This is a genomic window from Micrococcus terreus (assembly GCF_900116905.1).
Lineage (GTDB): Bacteria > Actinomycetota > Actinomycetes > Actinomycetales > Micrococcaceae > Citricoccus > Citricoccus terreus.
The window spans coordinates 1-14,714 of sequence record NZ_FPCG01000013.1 but is presented as its reverse complement, the minus strand read 5'-3'; the positions used below and the strand labels follow the sequence as shown (position 1 = coordinate 14,714).

At 70.0% G+C, this 14,714-nt stretch carries 14 protein-coding genes; 8 read left to right on the top strand and 6 right to left on the bottom strand.

Going from position 1 to position 14,714, the window contains the following annotated elements; translation table 11 throughout:
• Nucleotides 1-4: 4 nt before the first annotated feature.
• A complete protein-coding gene (locus BM355_RS12780) occupies nt 5-700 on the bottom strand; it encodes a DUF899 domain-containing protein (RefSeq protein ID WP_091699278.1) in 696 nt (231 codons plus the stop codon).
• A 290-nt stretch (nt 701-990) separates the two neighbouring features.
• The gene (locus BM355_RS12775) at nt 991-1,656 is read right to left on the bottom strand and encodes a TetR/AcrR family transcriptional regulator (RefSeq protein WP_281247585.1); all 666 of its coding nucleotides are present in this window, start codon (nt 1,654-1,656) and stop codon (nt 991-993) included.
• 183 nt (nt 1,657-1,839) lie between these two features.
• On the opposite strand from BM355_RS12775, the gene BM355_RS12770 reads away from it, so the two are divergent.
• Genes BM355_RS12770 through BM355_RS12760 form a run of 3 tightly spaced genes read left to right on the top strand, consistent with a single transcriptional unit; the run spans nt 1,840 to nt 5,857 of the window.
• The gene (locus BM355_RS12770; protein WP_091699273.1) at nt 1,840-3,354 is read left to right on the top strand and encodes a flavin monoamine oxidase family protein; all 1,515 of its coding nucleotides are present in this window, start codon (nt 1,840-1,842) and stop codon (nt 3,352-3,354) included.
• A 2-nt stretch (nt 3,355-3,356) separates the two neighbouring features.
• Nucleotides 3,357-4,295: a universal stress protein gene (locus tag BM355_RS12765; protein ID WP_091699270.1), complete on the top strand. Its 939-nt coding sequence runs from the start codon at nt 3,357-3,359 to the stop codon at nt 4,293-4,295.
• A complete protein-coding gene (locus BM355_RS12760) occupies nt 4,292-5,857 on the top strand; it encodes an APC family permease (protein ID WP_091699267.1) in 1,566 nt (521 codons plus the stop codon). The genes BM355_RS12765 and BM355_RS12760 overlap by 4 nt, the downstream gene beginning before the upstream one ends.
• A 96-nt stretch (nt 5,858-5,953) precedes the next feature.
• Here the strand turns inward: BM355_RS12760 and BM355_RS12755 are convergent, their stop codons facing one another.
• The gene (locus BM355_RS12755; protein WP_091699264.1) at nt 5,954-7,714 is read right to left on the bottom strand and encodes an amidase; all 1,761 of its coding nucleotides are present in this window, start codon (nt 7,712-7,714) and stop codon (nt 5,954-5,956) included.
• Nucleotides 7,711-8,793, bottom strand: coding sequence for an agmatine deiminase family protein (locus tag BM355_RS12750; protein ID WP_245760817.1), 1,083 nt, complete (start codon nt 8,791-8,793; stop codon nt 7,711-7,713). The genes BM355_RS12755 and BM355_RS12750 overlap by 4 nt, the downstream gene beginning before the upstream one ends.
• 256 nt (nt 8,794-9,049) lie before the next feature.
• Between BM355_RS12750 and BM355_RS12745 the strand changes: the two genes are divergently transcribed.
• On the top strand, nt 9,050-10,378 hold the full coding sequence (locus BM355_RS12745; protein ID WP_091699262.1) for a M20 metallopeptidase family protein: 1,329 nt from the start codon (nt 9,050-9,052) through the stop codon (nt 10,376-10,378).
• On the opposite strand, the gene BM355_RS12740 is transcribed toward BM355_RS12745, so the two are convergent.
• Nucleotides 10,379-10,699, bottom strand: a complete 321-nt coding sequence (locus BM355_RS12740; protein ID WP_091699260.1) for a PaaI family thioesterase — start codon at nt 10,697-10,699, stop codon at nt 10,379-10,381.
• Nucleotides 10,700-10,837: 138 nt separating this feature from the next.
• Between BM355_RS12740 and BM355_RS12735 the strand changes: the two genes are divergently transcribed.
• The 4 genes from BM355_RS12735 to BM355_RS12720 all read left to right on the top strand — a co-directional run bounded on the left by BM355_RS12735 (nt 10,838) and on the right by BM355_RS12720 (nt 13,777).
• Nucleotides 10,838-11,674: a DUF4397 domain-containing protein gene (locus tag BM355_RS12735; RefSeq protein WP_091699257.1), complete on the top strand. Its 837-nt coding sequence runs from the start codon at nt 10,838-10,840 to the stop codon at nt 11,672-11,674.
• A 274-nt stretch (nt 11,675-11,948) separates the two neighbouring features.
• Nucleotides 11,949-12,386, top strand: coding sequence for a class F sortase (locus BM355_RS12730; protein WP_177227958.1), 438 nt, complete (start codon nt 11,949-11,951; stop codon nt 12,384-12,386).
• 64 nt (nt 12,387-12,450) lie between these two features.
• The gene (locus BM355_RS12725; RefSeq protein ID WP_245760816.1) at nt 12,451-12,984 is read left to right on the top strand and encodes an RNA polymerase sigma factor; all 534 of its coding nucleotides are present in this window, start codon (nt 12,451-12,453) and stop codon (nt 12,982-12,984) included.
• Nucleotides 12,977-13,777 carry an anti-sigma factor gene (locus BM355_RS12720; RefSeq protein ID WP_177227957.1) on the top strand — a complete coding sequence of 267 codons (801 nt, stop codon included), beginning with the start codon at nt 12,977-12,979 and terminating at the stop codon, nt 13,775-13,777. Before BM355_RS12725 ends, BM355_RS12720 begins: the two co-directional genes overlap by 8 nt.
• Nucleotides 13,778-13,829: 52 nt before the next feature.
• On the opposite strand, the gene BM355_RS12715 is transcribed toward BM355_RS12720, so the two are convergent.
• Entirely contained in the window at nt 13,830-14,624 is a 795-nt protein-coding gene (locus BM355_RS12715) for an enoyl-CoA hydratase/isomerase family protein (RefSeq protein WP_091699248.1), read from the bottom strand.
• Between the last annotated feature and the right edge of the window lie 90 nt (nt 14,625-14,714).

Sequence of the window (14,714 nt, the reverse complement as noted above, 5' to 3'; positions counted from 1 at the left end):
GGGGTCAGGCTGGGGCCCGTCCGTAGAGTGCGGCAACGTCCGCGGACTCCAGCCACCGGGAGTAGGTCTCTGACTGCGGCCAGCCCTCCGGGACGTCCTGCCAGAGCTCCTGCCGGCCCCAGGGGAGCAGGTCGATCAGCGGGAAGATGTGGGAGACCTGCTCCAGGCCCCGGCTGCCGGTGGTCCAGGTGCGGTGGACGGTGTCCCCGTCCCGCAGGAACACGTTCAGAGCGAACTCGCCGCCTGCTGGGGCGTCCACGTCCGCACCGAACGGACTGTTTGCGGTGGAGTACCACTCCATCTGATTGCCGACCCTCTTCCGGTAGGCCAGGGCGTCGTGGAGCGGACCCTGGGTGACGATCACGAACCGGGCGTCGTAGCGGTCCAGGAAGTCCAGCCGGGTGAACTGGCTGCTGAAGTACGTGCAGCCGCCGCACTGCCACTCGGAGTCCGGGGACCACATGTGGTGGTAGGTGATCAGCTGGGAGCGGCCCTCGAAAAGGTCGAGAAGGCGGACGGGGCCGTCGGCGGACTCCAGGGTGTAGTCCGGCAAGGCGACCATGGGCAGGCGGCGGCGCTGGGCGGCGATCGCGTCCAGCTCGCGCGTGGCGGCCTTCTCCCGCACGCGCAGGGCGTCGAGCTCACGCCGCCAGGTCTCGGCGTCCACGACGGGCGGCAGGGCGGTGCGTTCGGTGGTCATGACGGACCTCGGTTCGTGGGAGCCTCCACAGACGGTTCTGTGGAGTGCCAGAACCGTAGGCCTCCTGTGCGGCGCACCTCAAGGGTGGGAGAGCGGTCTGGGTGTGCATCCAAGCTGAACCAGGTGGCCGCATCTGCCGCTGAGTTACACTCCTGGGCGGTTTTTCGAACCCTGTTGCACCACCTGTCGTTGGAGAGCGGGTTTCTCGACAACTCGTGCAACACATCCGCGCGGGGAGACAAAGCGTGCAACAGCATTCCGTCCGAGGGGGGCAGACGGTTCGGCGCAGTTCAGAGCCCGGCGAGCAGCAGGTCCAGGCCGTGCTCGAAGGGTGCGTCGGCATAGGGGTTCGGCGGGGCGTCCGCGGCAGCACCACCGTCAGCATCTGCACCGGCACCGGCACCGGCACCGGCACCGGCGCCCGCCCCACCCGCTGCCGCGCGGAACGACGCCGACGCTGCGGCGAAGGCCGGCAGCTCGGCGTCGCCCGGGACGGTCTCGAACAGGTGGGCTGGGGCGTGGACGTCGAACGCGGAGCCGTAGATGAAGGACTCGCAGGCGATCACCCGGGGCATGATCTGCCCGTCCGGCACACCCCCGGTGCGCAGGGCGGCGGCCACGGCGTCGTACATGGCCTGGGTGGCGGGTGCACCGGCCACCGGGAGCGTGGCGATCACCGGGATCAATGGCGTATGCCGGGCGAACACCTCTCGGTAGGACCGGGCCCACGCGCGCATGGCTTCGGCCACGGGCACCTCACCGCGCACGGCGGCATGCAGGGGATCCACGTCCACCAGTCCCATCACCGCGTCCTGCAGCACGGCCAGCAGGGCGGACTTGCCGTCCACGTGGTTGTACAGCGCGCTCGGTGACACTCCGATCCGCCGGGCCACTCCGGCCATGGTCAGCCGGTCGTACCCGTGCTCCACCACCAGGTCCAGGGCGGCCTCGGCGATCCGCTCCCGGGTGACCAGGGGGTTCGCGGGGCGTCCCTTCGAGCGGGTGGGCGGTGCTGCGGGGGAAGTGATGACGGGTCCTTTCGCGGGGGTGATGTTCCGAGTATAGTGACCGCCAGCACTATATGAATGGCGTTCATTTACGGGCGCCGCAGAATCCCTTCCACAGGAGCTGTCCTCACCATGTCGCAGAACCCCACCCCCGCCTCAGCCGGTGACCGCCTGGAGATCGAGCGTGACGTCGTCGTGATCGGTGCCGGACCTGCCGGCCTGATGGCCGCGCGCACCCTGAAGAAGGCCGGCCGCAGCGTGGCCGTGCTCGAGGCCCGCCCGCGCGTGGGCGGCCGTACCTGGAACGGCAAGGTGGCCGACGCCCAGGGCCGTGAGCACTTCATCGAGATCGGCGGCCAGTGGATCTCCCCGGATCAGACCCGGCTGATCGAGCTGGTGGACGAGCTCGGCCTGGAGACCTTCCCCCGCTACCGCGAGGGCACCTCCATCTACGTCTCCCCGGACGGCACCCGTCACGAGTATGAGGGCACCACCTTCCCCGCCTCGGAGAAGACCCAGGCCGAGATGGACCAGCTGATCGCCACCCTGGACCAGCTCGCCGCGGAGATCGGAGCGGAGGAGCCCTGGGCCCACCCGAAGGCCGCCGAGCTGGACGCCATCTCCTTCCGTGAGTGGCTCAAGCAGCAGTCGGACGACCAGGAGGCGATCGACAACGTCTCCATCTACGTGGCCTCCGGCATGCTCACCAAGCCCTCGCACACCTTCTCCACCCTGCAGGCCGTGCTGATGGCCGCCTCCGCCGGGTCCTTCTCCAACCTGGTGGACGAGGACTTCATCCTGGACCGCCGCGTGGAGGGCGGCATGCAGTCGGTCTCCCTGAAGCTCGCCGAGGAGCTGGGCGAGGACGTCATCCTGGACTCCCCGGTCCGCACCCTGGAATGGGCCACCCCGGATGAGTCCACGGCGGACCCGCTCAACCACGTCCCCGCAGACGTGCGCAACGGTGTGGACAACGACGGCGGACCCGGCTCCGTCACCGCCTGCTCCGATCGTGCCGTGGTGCGCGCCCGCTACGCCGTGCTGGCCGTCCCGCCGAACCTGTACGAGCGCATCTCCTATGTCCCGCCGCTGCCGCGCGAGCAGCAGATCGTCCACCAGCATCTCTCCATGGGCCTGGTCATCAAGGTCCACGCCGTCTACGAGACCCCGTTCTGGCGCGAGGAGGGCCTGTCCGGCACCGGGTTCGGCGGCGGCCGTCTGGTGCAGGAGGTCTACGACAACACCAACTACGGTGCCAACTTCGCCGGCGGGCAGGCCGGTCAGGAGGACCCGTTCGGCACCCTGGTGGGCTTCGTCTCGGACGTCTACGCCGAGCAGATGTGGAAGCTCTCGCCGCAGGAGCGCCAGCACGCGATCCTCTCGGCCATGGCCGACTACCTGGGCCCGAAGACCATGGAGCCGATCGCCTTCTACCTCTCGGACATGGCCGCCGAGGAGTGGACCCGAGGCGCGTACGCCACCAGCTACGACCTCGGCGGGCTCTCCCGCTGGGGCCACCTGCAGAACCAGCCCACCGGACCCATCCACTACGCCTGCTCGGACATCGCCGCCGAGGGATACCAGCACGTGGACGGCGCCATCCGGCAGGGCGAGATCGCCGCGCAGCGGATCATCGAGAGGGGCTGAGCATGACGCGCAGAATCCTGGTGGGCTATGTGGCCACCGACTACGGGCGAGATGCCCTGAACCTGGCGATCGCCCTGGCCCGCGGTCAGGACATCGAGCTGCAGGTGGCCGTGGTGGCACCCCAGGACGGGCCCTATGCCGGGGTCTACCCGCACGACCGGGGGTACGCCTCCATCCTGGAGGAGCAGCTGGGGCAGTGGCTGCAGGGTGCCCTGGAGATGATTCCCGACGACGTCGCCGCCGTGGGTCAGGTGGTCCGTGGTGAGTCCGAAGCCGAGGGTCTGATCCAGGCCGCGGAGGAGCTGGACTGCTTCATGATCGTGGTGGGCGCACGTGAGGGCGGGGTGCTGCGCCGCTACCGCGTGGGCTCGGTGGCCGCCGCCCTGCTGCACTCCTCCCCGGTCCCGGTGGCCCTGGCCCCGCACGGCTACCGCCAGTCCGGGCCGATCAGCCGCATCACCTGCATGTTCGGCCCCAAGCCCGGTGCCGTGGACGTGATCGGCCTGTCCGTGCAGGCGGCTCGGCGCCGCTCGGCCGGACTGCGTCTGGTCTCCCTCCTGCTGGTGGGGAACCAGGACGAGGAGCAGCTCGATGACAGCACCCGGGCGATGAACCTGGGCGTCCTCCAGTCCGTCACCCGGTACGGCAACGAGCGGTTGGGTGAGACCGCCCAGGAGATGGTGGAGGCCGGGACCGCCTCCACCCAGGTGGTGACCGGCAAGACCGTGGACTATGCCATGGACGAACTGGACTGGGAGGCCGAGGAGGTGGCCGTCGTCGGGTCATCTCGGATGGCCGCCCGCGGCCGACTGTTCCTGGGCAGCACCGCCGCCAAGATGCTGCGCAGCATCCCCGTCCCCATGGTCGTGGTCCCCGCGGGCTACACCGGCCTGTCCACCCACACCGCTGAGGCGGGCCCTGCAGAAGAGAAGACCCCATGACCGACCGCACTCCCGCCACTCCAGGCCGCGCAGCGACCCAGTCCGCCGCGGGCACTTCCGCCAAGGGGCTGACCACCGGCCGGGTGGGTCTGCTCGGCGCCGTGGTGATCGGCATCAGCTGCATCGCCCCCGCCTACACCCTGACCTCCGGACTGGGACCCACCATCGCCGAGGTGGGGCAGTATGTCCCGGCCATCCTGCTGCTGGGCTTCATCCCCATGCTGCTGGTGGCGTTCGGCTACCGCGAGCTGAACAACCGGGTCCCGGACTCGGGCACCTCCTTCACCTGGGCCACCAAGGCCTTCGGTCCCTATGTGGGCTGGATGGGCGGCTGGGGGCTGATCGCCGCCACGGTGATCGTGCTGTCCAACCTGGCGGCGGTGGCGGTGGACTTCTTCTACCTGTTGCTGGCCCAGATCACCGGCAACGCGTCCCTGGCGGAGCTGACCACCAACCTGTGGGTCAACATCCCCACCACGCTGGTGTTCATCGCGGTGGCGGCGTACATCTCCTACCGGGGACTGGAGTCCACCCAGAAGGTGCAGTACGTGCTGGTGGGCTTCCAGCTGCTGGTGCTCGGCGGGTTCGCCGTGGCCGCGCTGGTCCAGGCCTACTCCGGCGGCGGGTTCGACGTCACCCCCATCCAGCCCTCCTGGTTCAACCCCCTGGAGATCTCCGACTTCTCCATCCTGGCCGCCGGCATCTCCCTGTCTATCTTCATGTTCTGGGGATGGGACGTGACCCTGACCATGAACGAGGAGACCAAAGACCCGGAGAAGACGCCCGGCCGTGCCGCCACCATCACGGTGCTGGTGATCATCGCCGTCTACGTGCTCTCCGCCCTGGCCATCATCGCCTGGGCCGGCGTGGGTGCGGACGGGCTGGGTGCGGGCAACCCGGACAACCAGGAGTCCCTCTTCGCGGTGCTGGCCGGGCCGGTCATGGGGCCGTTCGCGCTGCTGATGTCCATCGCGATCCTCTCCAGCTCCTTCGCCTCGCTGCAGTCCACCATGGTCTCACCGGCGCGCACCCTGCTGGCGATGGGGTACTACCGGGCGCTGCCTCCGGTGTTCGCCAAGATCAGCCCGCGCTTCAAGTCCCCGGGTGTGGCCACGATCGCCTCCGCGCTGGCCGCCGCCGGCTTCTACACCATCACCCGGCTGCTCTCCGAGAACGCCCTGTGGGACACCATCACGGCACTGGGCCTGATGATCTGCTTCTACTACGGGGTCACCGCGCTGGCCTGCGTCTGGTACTTCCGCCGGGAGCTGTTCGTCTCCGTGCGCACCACGCTGTTCCGCTTCCTGTTCCCGCTGATCGGCGGACTGGTGCTGATGGTCATGTTCTTCATCACCGCGTTCGACTCCATGGACCCGGACTACGGTTCGGGCTCCTCGATCGGCGGACTGGGCATGGTGTTCGTGCTCGGCATGGGCGTGCTGGTGCTCGGCGTGGTCCTGATGGTCTGGACCCGGCTGCGCCACCCGGGGTTCTTCCTCGGAGAGACCCTGCGCCGTGAGGACTCCGTCTCGGACGACACCTCGAGCATGCTGACGGTCTGAGGTCAGCCCGCGCCTCACCCCGGGGCGCGCAGAGAAGGGGAGCAGTGCCGATCCGGCACTGCTCCCCTTCTCTGCGCGGACCGCTCGGTCCAGCACTCAGCTCCCGCTGGTGCGAGCCGGCGCGGTGCGCCTGCCTGGCCGGCCGTCGTCGTTCCCGGTGGCCTCGAAGGCCGCGGCGAGGCGCAGCAACAGGGTGTCCTCATAGGCCCGCCCGGCGAAGGTCAGCCCCACGGGCATGCCGAGGTCTGCCATGGTGCCCATCGGCACGGTCACCGTGGGGATGCCCAGGTGGCGCGGGACGAGGTTGCCGTTGGCCACCCACACCCCGTTTCGCCAGGCCTGGTCGGCCGAGTCCGGGTCCACATCCGCATCCGCGGGCCCGACGTCGGCCAGGGCGGGGAAGAGAACCGCGTCCAGTCCCAGCTCGGTCATCCAGTCCTCCAGGTCCGCCCGGCGGGTCGCCTCCAGGCCGCGGATCCCGTCGGCCAGGTGGGGGATCTGCTCCAGGGGCCGCAGGCCGTCGTGGCGAATCAGCTCCGGATAGGTGGCGATGTCATCGTCGAAGCCCACATAGCGGTCCGGCAGGGCTCCCTCCGGGTGGGGGAAGATCTGTGCGCCGTCCACCTGGGTCAGGGAGTGCAGGGCAGGGTCTGCATTGACCTGCAGGAAGTCCTCCCAGGCCCAGGCCGAGAGGTCGGTGATCTCATGGTGCAGGTAGTCGGCCGAGACCAGACCGCGGGTGGAGATCGTGGGTGCGCCGGGACGGTCGCCCTCGTAGCGGGTGACTACCGGGAAGTCGACCTCCACGACGACGGCCCCCGCCTTCTCCAGATCGGCGCGGGCAGCGTGCCACAGGTCCATGACGGACTCCCGGGTGTGGATGCGCTGGCCCATGGGCCCGCCGATCCCGGGCTGGTCCGTGTGGTCCGGGCCGGTACCGGCCTGGGGGTCGGCGTTGATGTACATCCGGGGGATCCCCAGGCGGACACCTTCCAGGGCGCCGGCAGCGGACCGGGCCACTGCCGGATAGGAGTCCGGCCGCACCTCGGAGGCCCGGGGGATGGGCACCCAGGGCTGGACGCGCCAGAAGTCCCCGCGAGCGGTGTGGTCATCGGCCACGATCACGTCCAGGACCTCGAGCAGATCGGCCATGCTGCGGGTGTGGGGGACCACCACGTCCATGGTGGGCACCAACGGCCAGTTCCCCCGCACCGAGATGACACCCCGGGAGGGGGTGTAGGCGCACAGTGCGTTGCACGAGGCCGGAGCCCGCCCGGAGGACCAGGTCTCCTCGCCCAGCCCGAACGCGGCGAAGCTGGCGGCCGTGGCCGTGCCCGAGCCGTTGGAGGACCCGGAGGCGAAGGCGCTGGTGAGGAACTCGGGGTTGTACGGACTCTCCGCCCGGCCGTACAGGCCACGCTGCATGCCTCCATTGGCCATCGGCGGCATGTTCGTCAGCCCGATCAGCACGGCCCCGGCGTCACGCAGCCGCTCGATGGTGAAGGCATCCTGGTGGGCGACCAGCTCACCGAACGCCGGCGAACCAGCCGCCGCAGTCAGTCCGCGGGTCAGGAACGAGTCCTTGGCGGTGTACGGGATCCCGTCCAGGGGGCCCAGGGTCTGACCAGCAGCGCGGCGCGCGTCCGATGCCTCGGCTTCGGCCTCGGCTTCGGGATTGTCCACGACCACCGAGTTCAGCGGGACCCCGCCGTCAGCCGCGTGGGTGGACCCTGCGGCCTGGCGGTCGAAGCGGTCGATGCGCTCGCGGTAGGCGCGCACCAGCTCGAGGCTCGTGGTCCGTCCGGACTCCAGGGCCGCCCTCAGCTCGGCGATGCTGGCCTCCGTCACGTCCATCATGCGCTCTCTCGGGTCGCCTCGAGTGCCTGCAGGGGCGCGGGCTGCTGCTGGGTGATGCAGTGGATGCCGCCGCCGAAGGCGAAGATGTCCCGGGCATCCACCAGTTCGATCTGACGCCCCGGGTAGGCTTCGGCCAGGATCGCTGCGGCCTGCTGGTCCGCAGGATCGTCGAAGGCGCAGAGCACCACCACGCCATTGCCCACGTAGTGGTTGATGTAGGAGTAGTCCACCCAGCCCTCCTCGTCCCGCAGGACCGCGGGGGCGGGGACCAGAGTGACCTGCAGGGGGCGCCCGGCGGCGTCCACGGCGCTCTCCAGCACCTCGCGTAGCTGCCGGGACACCTCATGGTCGGGATGTACCGGGTCCTGCTGGCTGTGCAGCAGGACGTGTCCCGGGGAGGCGAAGGTGGCCACGATGTCCACGTGCCCACGGGTGCCGAAGCCGTCGTAGTCGCGGGTCAGCCCGCGGGGCAGCCAGATCGCCCGGGACGTGCCGAGGCGGGCATGGATCTCCTGTTCCACGGACTCGCGGGTGGCTCCAGGATTGCGATCGGGGTCCAGCTGCACGGTGTCGGTCAGCAGGACCGTGCCCTGGCCGTCCACATGGAATCCGCCGCCCTCGTTCACCAGGTCGGAGCAGAGCACGGGGACACCGGCCTGGCTCGCCACGAACCGGCCCAGCTGGGCGTCCAGGTCCCAGGACGCCCAGGACTGGGCGCCCCAGCCGTTGAACACCCAGTCCACAGCGGCGATCCCGCCCTCTGCGGTGTGGACGAACGACGGTCCGGCATCGCGCATCCAGGCGTCGTTCAGCGGCGCGGTCAGGACCTGAATGCCGTCTCCGAGTCGTTCACGTGCGTCCTGCGCGTCGTCGGGATGGGCTACTACGCGGACCGGCTCGTAGCGGGCAATGGTGCGGGCCACGCGGGTCCAGGCCGTCCGGGCGCGCTCCAGGGTCTTGGACCCGTCGGGGCCGAAGGTGTCGTTGGGGGTGGGGTAGGACATCCAGGTCAGCTCATGCGGGCCCCATTCCGGGGGCATGACCGTGCCGGCGTGCGTTGGAGTGGTGGTCTCGGTCATCGGATGCTCCGTCTCAGGTGTCGGGGAGGGAAGGGCTCCTTCCCGCCGTCCTCCGCTGGCCGCGGATGGAGTATGACGCACATCATACTCCTAAAATGAACGACGATCATTTTATCCGTCGGTCACCCGCGGTCGCAGGTCTCCGCGCTCGAGTCCGCGTGGAGTGGCTCACTCTGGTCCGCCTGCGTACCGTGAAGGAGTCCGATCTGCTGACTGCCCGGTACCGCCTGGGCTGTCCCGTCCGCCGAGGTGCACCGTGAACCAGTCCCAGCCGCCGACTGCTTCTGACTCCAATTCCGTCAGCTCCCTGGCGCCGAACGTCCCTGCCGACCTGGCACGGGACGTGATCGAGTTCCGTCGGCAGCTGCACGGACACCCTGAGCTGGACCTGGATCTGCCCCGCACCCAGGCGGCTGTGCTGGAACGGCTCGCCCGCCTGCAGCAGCAGCTGGGCGATGACCCGCGCACCGGCCAGCCCGTGCTGGAGGTGACCGTGGGCCGGGAGCTGAGCTCCGTCGTCGTGGTCCTGCGGGGAGGCGCCCCCGTGCCGGAGGGGACCCGCCGGCCCGTGGTGCTGCTGCGCGGGGACATGGACGCGCTGCCGGTGACCGAGGAGACCGGGCTGGACTATGCGCCCGAGGTGCCCGGGACCATGCACGCCTGCGGACACGACCTGCACACCGCCGGGCTCTACGGCGCGCTGGCCTGGCTGGGACAGCGCCGGGAGGAGCTTGTGGCCGATGTGGTGGGCATGTTCCAGCCGGGGGAGGAGACCGACGGCGGCGCGAAGCGGATGATCGAGGAGGGGCTGCTCGAGGCCGCCGGGCAGCCCGTGGACACCGCCTACGCGATCCACGTGTACTCCGCCAAGTACCCGCACGGCATGCTGGTCAGCCGGCCCGGTCCCATCCAGGCCGGCTGTGATGACCTGATCGTGACCGTGCAGGGCAACGGCGGGCACGGCTCGGTGCCGCATCTGGCGCAGGACCCCGTGCCGGTGGCGGCCGAGATGGTGATGGCCCTGCAGTCGCTGGTGACCCGGCAGTTCGACGCGTTCGACCCCGTGGTGGCCACCGTGGGTCACCTGACCGCGGGGACGGCGGCGAACATCATCCCGGACACCGCCACCCTGGGGATCACCCTGCGCACGTTCTCGGCGGAGTCACGGGAGCGGCTGATCCCGGCGGTGGAGCGGATGGCCCACGGGATCGCCGCCGCCCACGGGATGACCGCGGACGTGCGGCCGGACTGTGAGTTCCCGGTCACCGTGAACGACCCAGCCGCGGTGGAGTTCGCCCGCGGAGTGATCGAGGATCTGTATGGGCCGGAGTCCTACCTGGACCTTCCGGAGGCCGAGCCGGGCAGCGAGGACTTCTCCGAGGTGCTCCAGCGCGTGCCCGGGGCCTACATCCTGCTGGGTGCGGTGCCGGAGGGGCAGGACCCGGAGACGGCCGAGAGCAACCACTCACCCCGGGCCGTGTTCGACGACGCTGTGCTGCCCCGCGCCGTTGAGGTGCTGGCCGAGCTGGCTCTGCGCACGCCGGCCGTGCAGGACCCGGACCAGGCCGCCGGCGCAGGCGCCTGATCAGTCCCGGCTCACAGTGAACGTGGCCACCCCGTGGGCCACCGGACCTCCGTCCTGGGTGGAGACGTCTCCCTCCACCATCACCAGCTTCCCGCCGCGCTTGCGCACCTCGGCGGTGGCCGTGAGGGTGTCTCCGATCCGGCCCGGGTTCAGGTAGGTGACGGCGAGCTGGGCGGTGGCGGTCTTCTCGCTCTCCTCCAGCCCGTCCCGCACGCCGCCGTTGGCGTTGTGATGCTGCTCGCCCGTGGCGACGCTCGGGTCGCCCACGGTGGTGATGCCGGTCAGGTCAAGAAATCCGTTGGATCCGTTCGTTCCGCTCATGGCCCCACCCTTGCACGGCGTGAAAAAGCTTCCGAGATCGCTGCAACCTTTTCAGCTGCGCGCTGGTAGTCCTGATGTGAGCACATCCGTGAGCACAGCTTCCGCCCGGGACCTCGGGCGCAGTCGAAGGAGACGTTGATGCGCAAGACCCTCTCTGCCGCAGTCACCACCGCGTGTGGCGCTGCCCTGTTGACCACCGCCCTGCCGGCGGCGGCCGCCACCACCGACGACGGCGCCGGCATGGCCTCGCTCTCGGTCCTTCACGGTGTTCCAGAGCTCACGGTCGACGTCTACGTCAACGGTGACCTGACCCTCGACGACTTCGCGCCCGGTGACCTCGCCGGACCCCTGGACCTGGCGCCAGGCGACTACGAGCTAGCGGTTACCGCTGCCGATGCCGCAGACGCCTCGGAGCCGGTGATCGGTCCGGTGGACGTGACCCTGGAGGGTGGCACCAGCTACACCGCCGCGGCCCACCTGGACGCCGACGGGCAGCCCACAGCCACCGCGTTCGTCAACGACACCTCGATGCTGGAGGCCGGACAGGGCAGGCTCACCGTCCGGCACATCGCGGCTGCACCGGCCGTTGATGTCTGGGCTGACGGCGCCGTCGCCATCGAGGGGCTGACCAACCCAGATGAGAAGAGCCTGGAGCTGCCGGCCGGCACGATCGAGGCCGCTGTTTCCGTCAGCGGAGAGACCGATCCGGTGCTCGGCCCCACGGATGTCACTGTCACCGAGGGGGCCGCCACCGTGGTCTACGCGTGGGGCTCGGCCGAGGACGGGTCTCTTGCTCTGGCCACCCAGGCCATCGAGGGCATGCACTCAGCGCCCGAGGGCGTGCCGACCGGCACCACCCAGGTCCCCGGTGAGCAGCAGCAGGGCCTGTGGCTGGCAGTCGGCGGCGGCCTCGCGGCGCTGCTGGCCGGGGGAGTGCTGATGGCTCGTCGTCAGGTGGCGTCCAGCCGTGTCTGAGTCTCCCTCTCGTGACCGGTCTCGGTCCGGGAGCGGAGGGAGCGCACGCGCAGTGCGTGCGGTCCTGATGGTCGTGGCCCTGGGGGTGATCACCGGGTGCGCACCCTCCGGGATCGCCGTGTCCCCTTCCGCAGCCCATGGCCAGGCCATCGCACCGGTTCCCGGGGAGGCGTCCACGATGACGTCCTCCCCGGGGCCTTCGGCCCCCTCTGAGGTGCCCTCGGTACCCGTGATCCGTGCCACGCTCCCGCCGGCGCGAGAAGCGACTGCCCCCGTGCACCTGGACTACCCGGGGATCGCTGCCCAGGTCCCCGTCCGGCCCACCGGTGTCGGTCCCGACGGTCAGATGGAGATCCCCGAGGACGCGGCGGACGCCGGCTGGTACCAGTTCGGAGCCGCACCGGACAGCGGCCAGGGCGCCACGGTGATCGCCGCCCACGCCGGGTCCGTGCAGACCCCCGAAGGTCCCCTGTACCGGCTCAGGGACGCCCGTCCGGGAGAGGAGCTGACGGTGCGTGACGCCTCCGGCCAGACCCACCGCTACTCGGTGCGCACCGTGGAGCGGCACGGCAAGGAGGGGCTGGACTTTACGCCCTACTTCGTCCGAGACGGACCGGCCCACCTGGTGATGATCACCTGCGGCGGACAGTGGATCCCTGAACTGAGCAGTTACGCTGACAACATCATCGTGGTGGCTGACCCGGTCTCGTGAATCGGCAGATGCTGGGATGCGTGAGACGGGCCGCGACGGCGGACAACGACAGGGAGGGGAGCGAGTGGATTCGGACGATCTGGCCCTGCGGTTCGCCGCCGGGAATCCAGGCGCCCTGGAAGAGGTCTACGCCGCGCACGGCCGACTCGTCTTCTCCCTCTGCCTCACAGCACTGCGCCACCGGCAGGACGCCGAGGACGCCGCACAGCAGGTCTTCACTCGGGCGTGGCGCTCGCGGGAGAGCTTCGATCCCTCCTATCCGGTCGGTGCCTGGCTGACCGGCATCACCCGGCGCGTGATCGCCGATCACCTCGACCGCAGACGGCGCCAGCAGCAGGCGGCCGAGGCGGAGGTCGCCGAGTGGTCCCGAGCGGATCAGCCTGTCCTGAGCGATGCGGTGGTGGACCGTCTCACCGTCACGGATGCGCTGGATCTCCTAGGACCACCAGCGGATGAGATCCTGAAACTGGTCTACACCGAGGACCTCCCCCACCGAGAGGTCGCCGAGCGGCTGGGCATGCCGGTCGGCACCGTCAAGTCCCATGTCCACCGAGGTCTGGCCCGTCTGCGTGAACGACTGGAGGTGCGCGATGTCTGAGCAGTACAGCCCGTCCGAGCACCTCACGGAGGACCTGGTGCTCGAGTTGGCCGAGCAGCAATCTGGGCACCGCTCCGCATCGGCAGACTCGACGACACCCGCGGCCCGGCACCTGCAGCAGTGCGACTCCTGCTACGCGTGGGTCTCGGACACAGCCCGAGTGATCAGTGCCCTACGTCCTGCCACCTCAGATGACGATCTGGTCGAGGAGACGGCCGATCTGGCCGACCCGCCTCCGGGACTCTGGGCGGTAATTGCAGCCGAGACCGCGCAGACCCGCACTGAGACGCAGCAGCCGCCTGCCCCGGTCACCGACCTGGCCACGCGCCGGGGCAGCCGACGGACCTGGCTGTGGGTCGGGGGTGCTGCCGCGGCTGGGTTGGCCGTGGGCGCCGCGCTCGCCACCGCCGTGCTCGGCCAGCCGAAGATACCGGGTGAGCCCGAACCGCTGCTGGCGGGGGAAGCACAGCTTGCCCCGGTCTCCCAGGCGGACTTCACCGGCGAGGCGGAGATGTTCCGGCATGCGGACGGCCAGCTGACGCTGACCGTGCAGGTCGCTGAAGTCCCGGCCCCTGAGGACGGCTACCTGGAGCTGTGGCTGCGGGACGAGCAGGCCAGCCGGTTGATCTCTCTGGGAACGGTCACCACCACCTCCACCACTGTCACGGTGCCGCAGGGCATGGACCTCTCCGAGTACCCAGTGGTGGACGTCTCCCACGAGCACTACGACGGCGATCCCTCGCACAGTGGAGTGACCCTGGCCGCCGGGCCGATGGAGCCTGCGGACAGCTGAGACCCCACCAAGCAGCAGGGACCGCAGGTCTGCGAGTGTCAGCGACCGAGTCTCAGCCCCGGCCGGTGAAGTTCGGCTTGCGCTTCTCCTGGAAGGCCTTGAAGCCCTCGGCGTAGTCGGCGGTGCCGCAGAGATCGCCCTGGGCCCGGTTCTCCTTCTCCACCGAGTCCCACAGTCCCATCCGCTCGTCGCGGACCTGGGCCACCAGGGCGCGAGAGGCCAGGAACGCCTGCGTGGCGCCCTGGGCCGCGGCGGCGGCCTTGGTCCGGGTGAACTCCAGCAGCTCATCGGCCGGAACGGACCGGGAGAACAGCCCGGAGCGCACAGCCTCGTCGCCGCTCATCAGCTCCGCGGTGTAGATCAGGTCCAGGGTGCGGTGGGCGCCCAGCCGTTCGGTGAACAGCGCGTGCCCGCCGGAGTCCAGGGTGGCGCCCAGGTTGGCGAAGGGGGAGCCGATCTTGGCGGTGTCCGCCACGTAGACCACGTCGGTGGCGATCGCCAGGCCCAGACCCACGCCCAGGCAGGCACCCTGCACGGCGGCAAAGGTCGGTGCCGGGAAGCCGGCCATCTGCCGCAGCACGGGGGTGACCTTCTGCGCCAGGTAGTCGTAGGCGTCGTCCGTGGCGGGGGTGACGTGGGAGATGTCCCGGCCGGCGCAGAACCCGCGGCCCTCGCCGCGCAGCAGCAGCGCCCGCACGGAGCCCTCCTGGGCCTTCGCCGCGGCCTCGGTGTAGGCGGCGGCGAGGTCGGCCAGGGCCTGCTCGTCCAGCGAGTTCATCTTCTGCGGGGCGTTCAGGGTCACCTCGGCCACGGAGTCCGCCGGGCCGGTGTAGGTCAGCTCGATCATGGGATCAGTCCCTTCAGGAGTGGATCAGGCGTCGAAGTCGACGACCAGTTCCTTGGAGGTCGGGCGGGTCTGGCAGGTCAGCACGTAGCC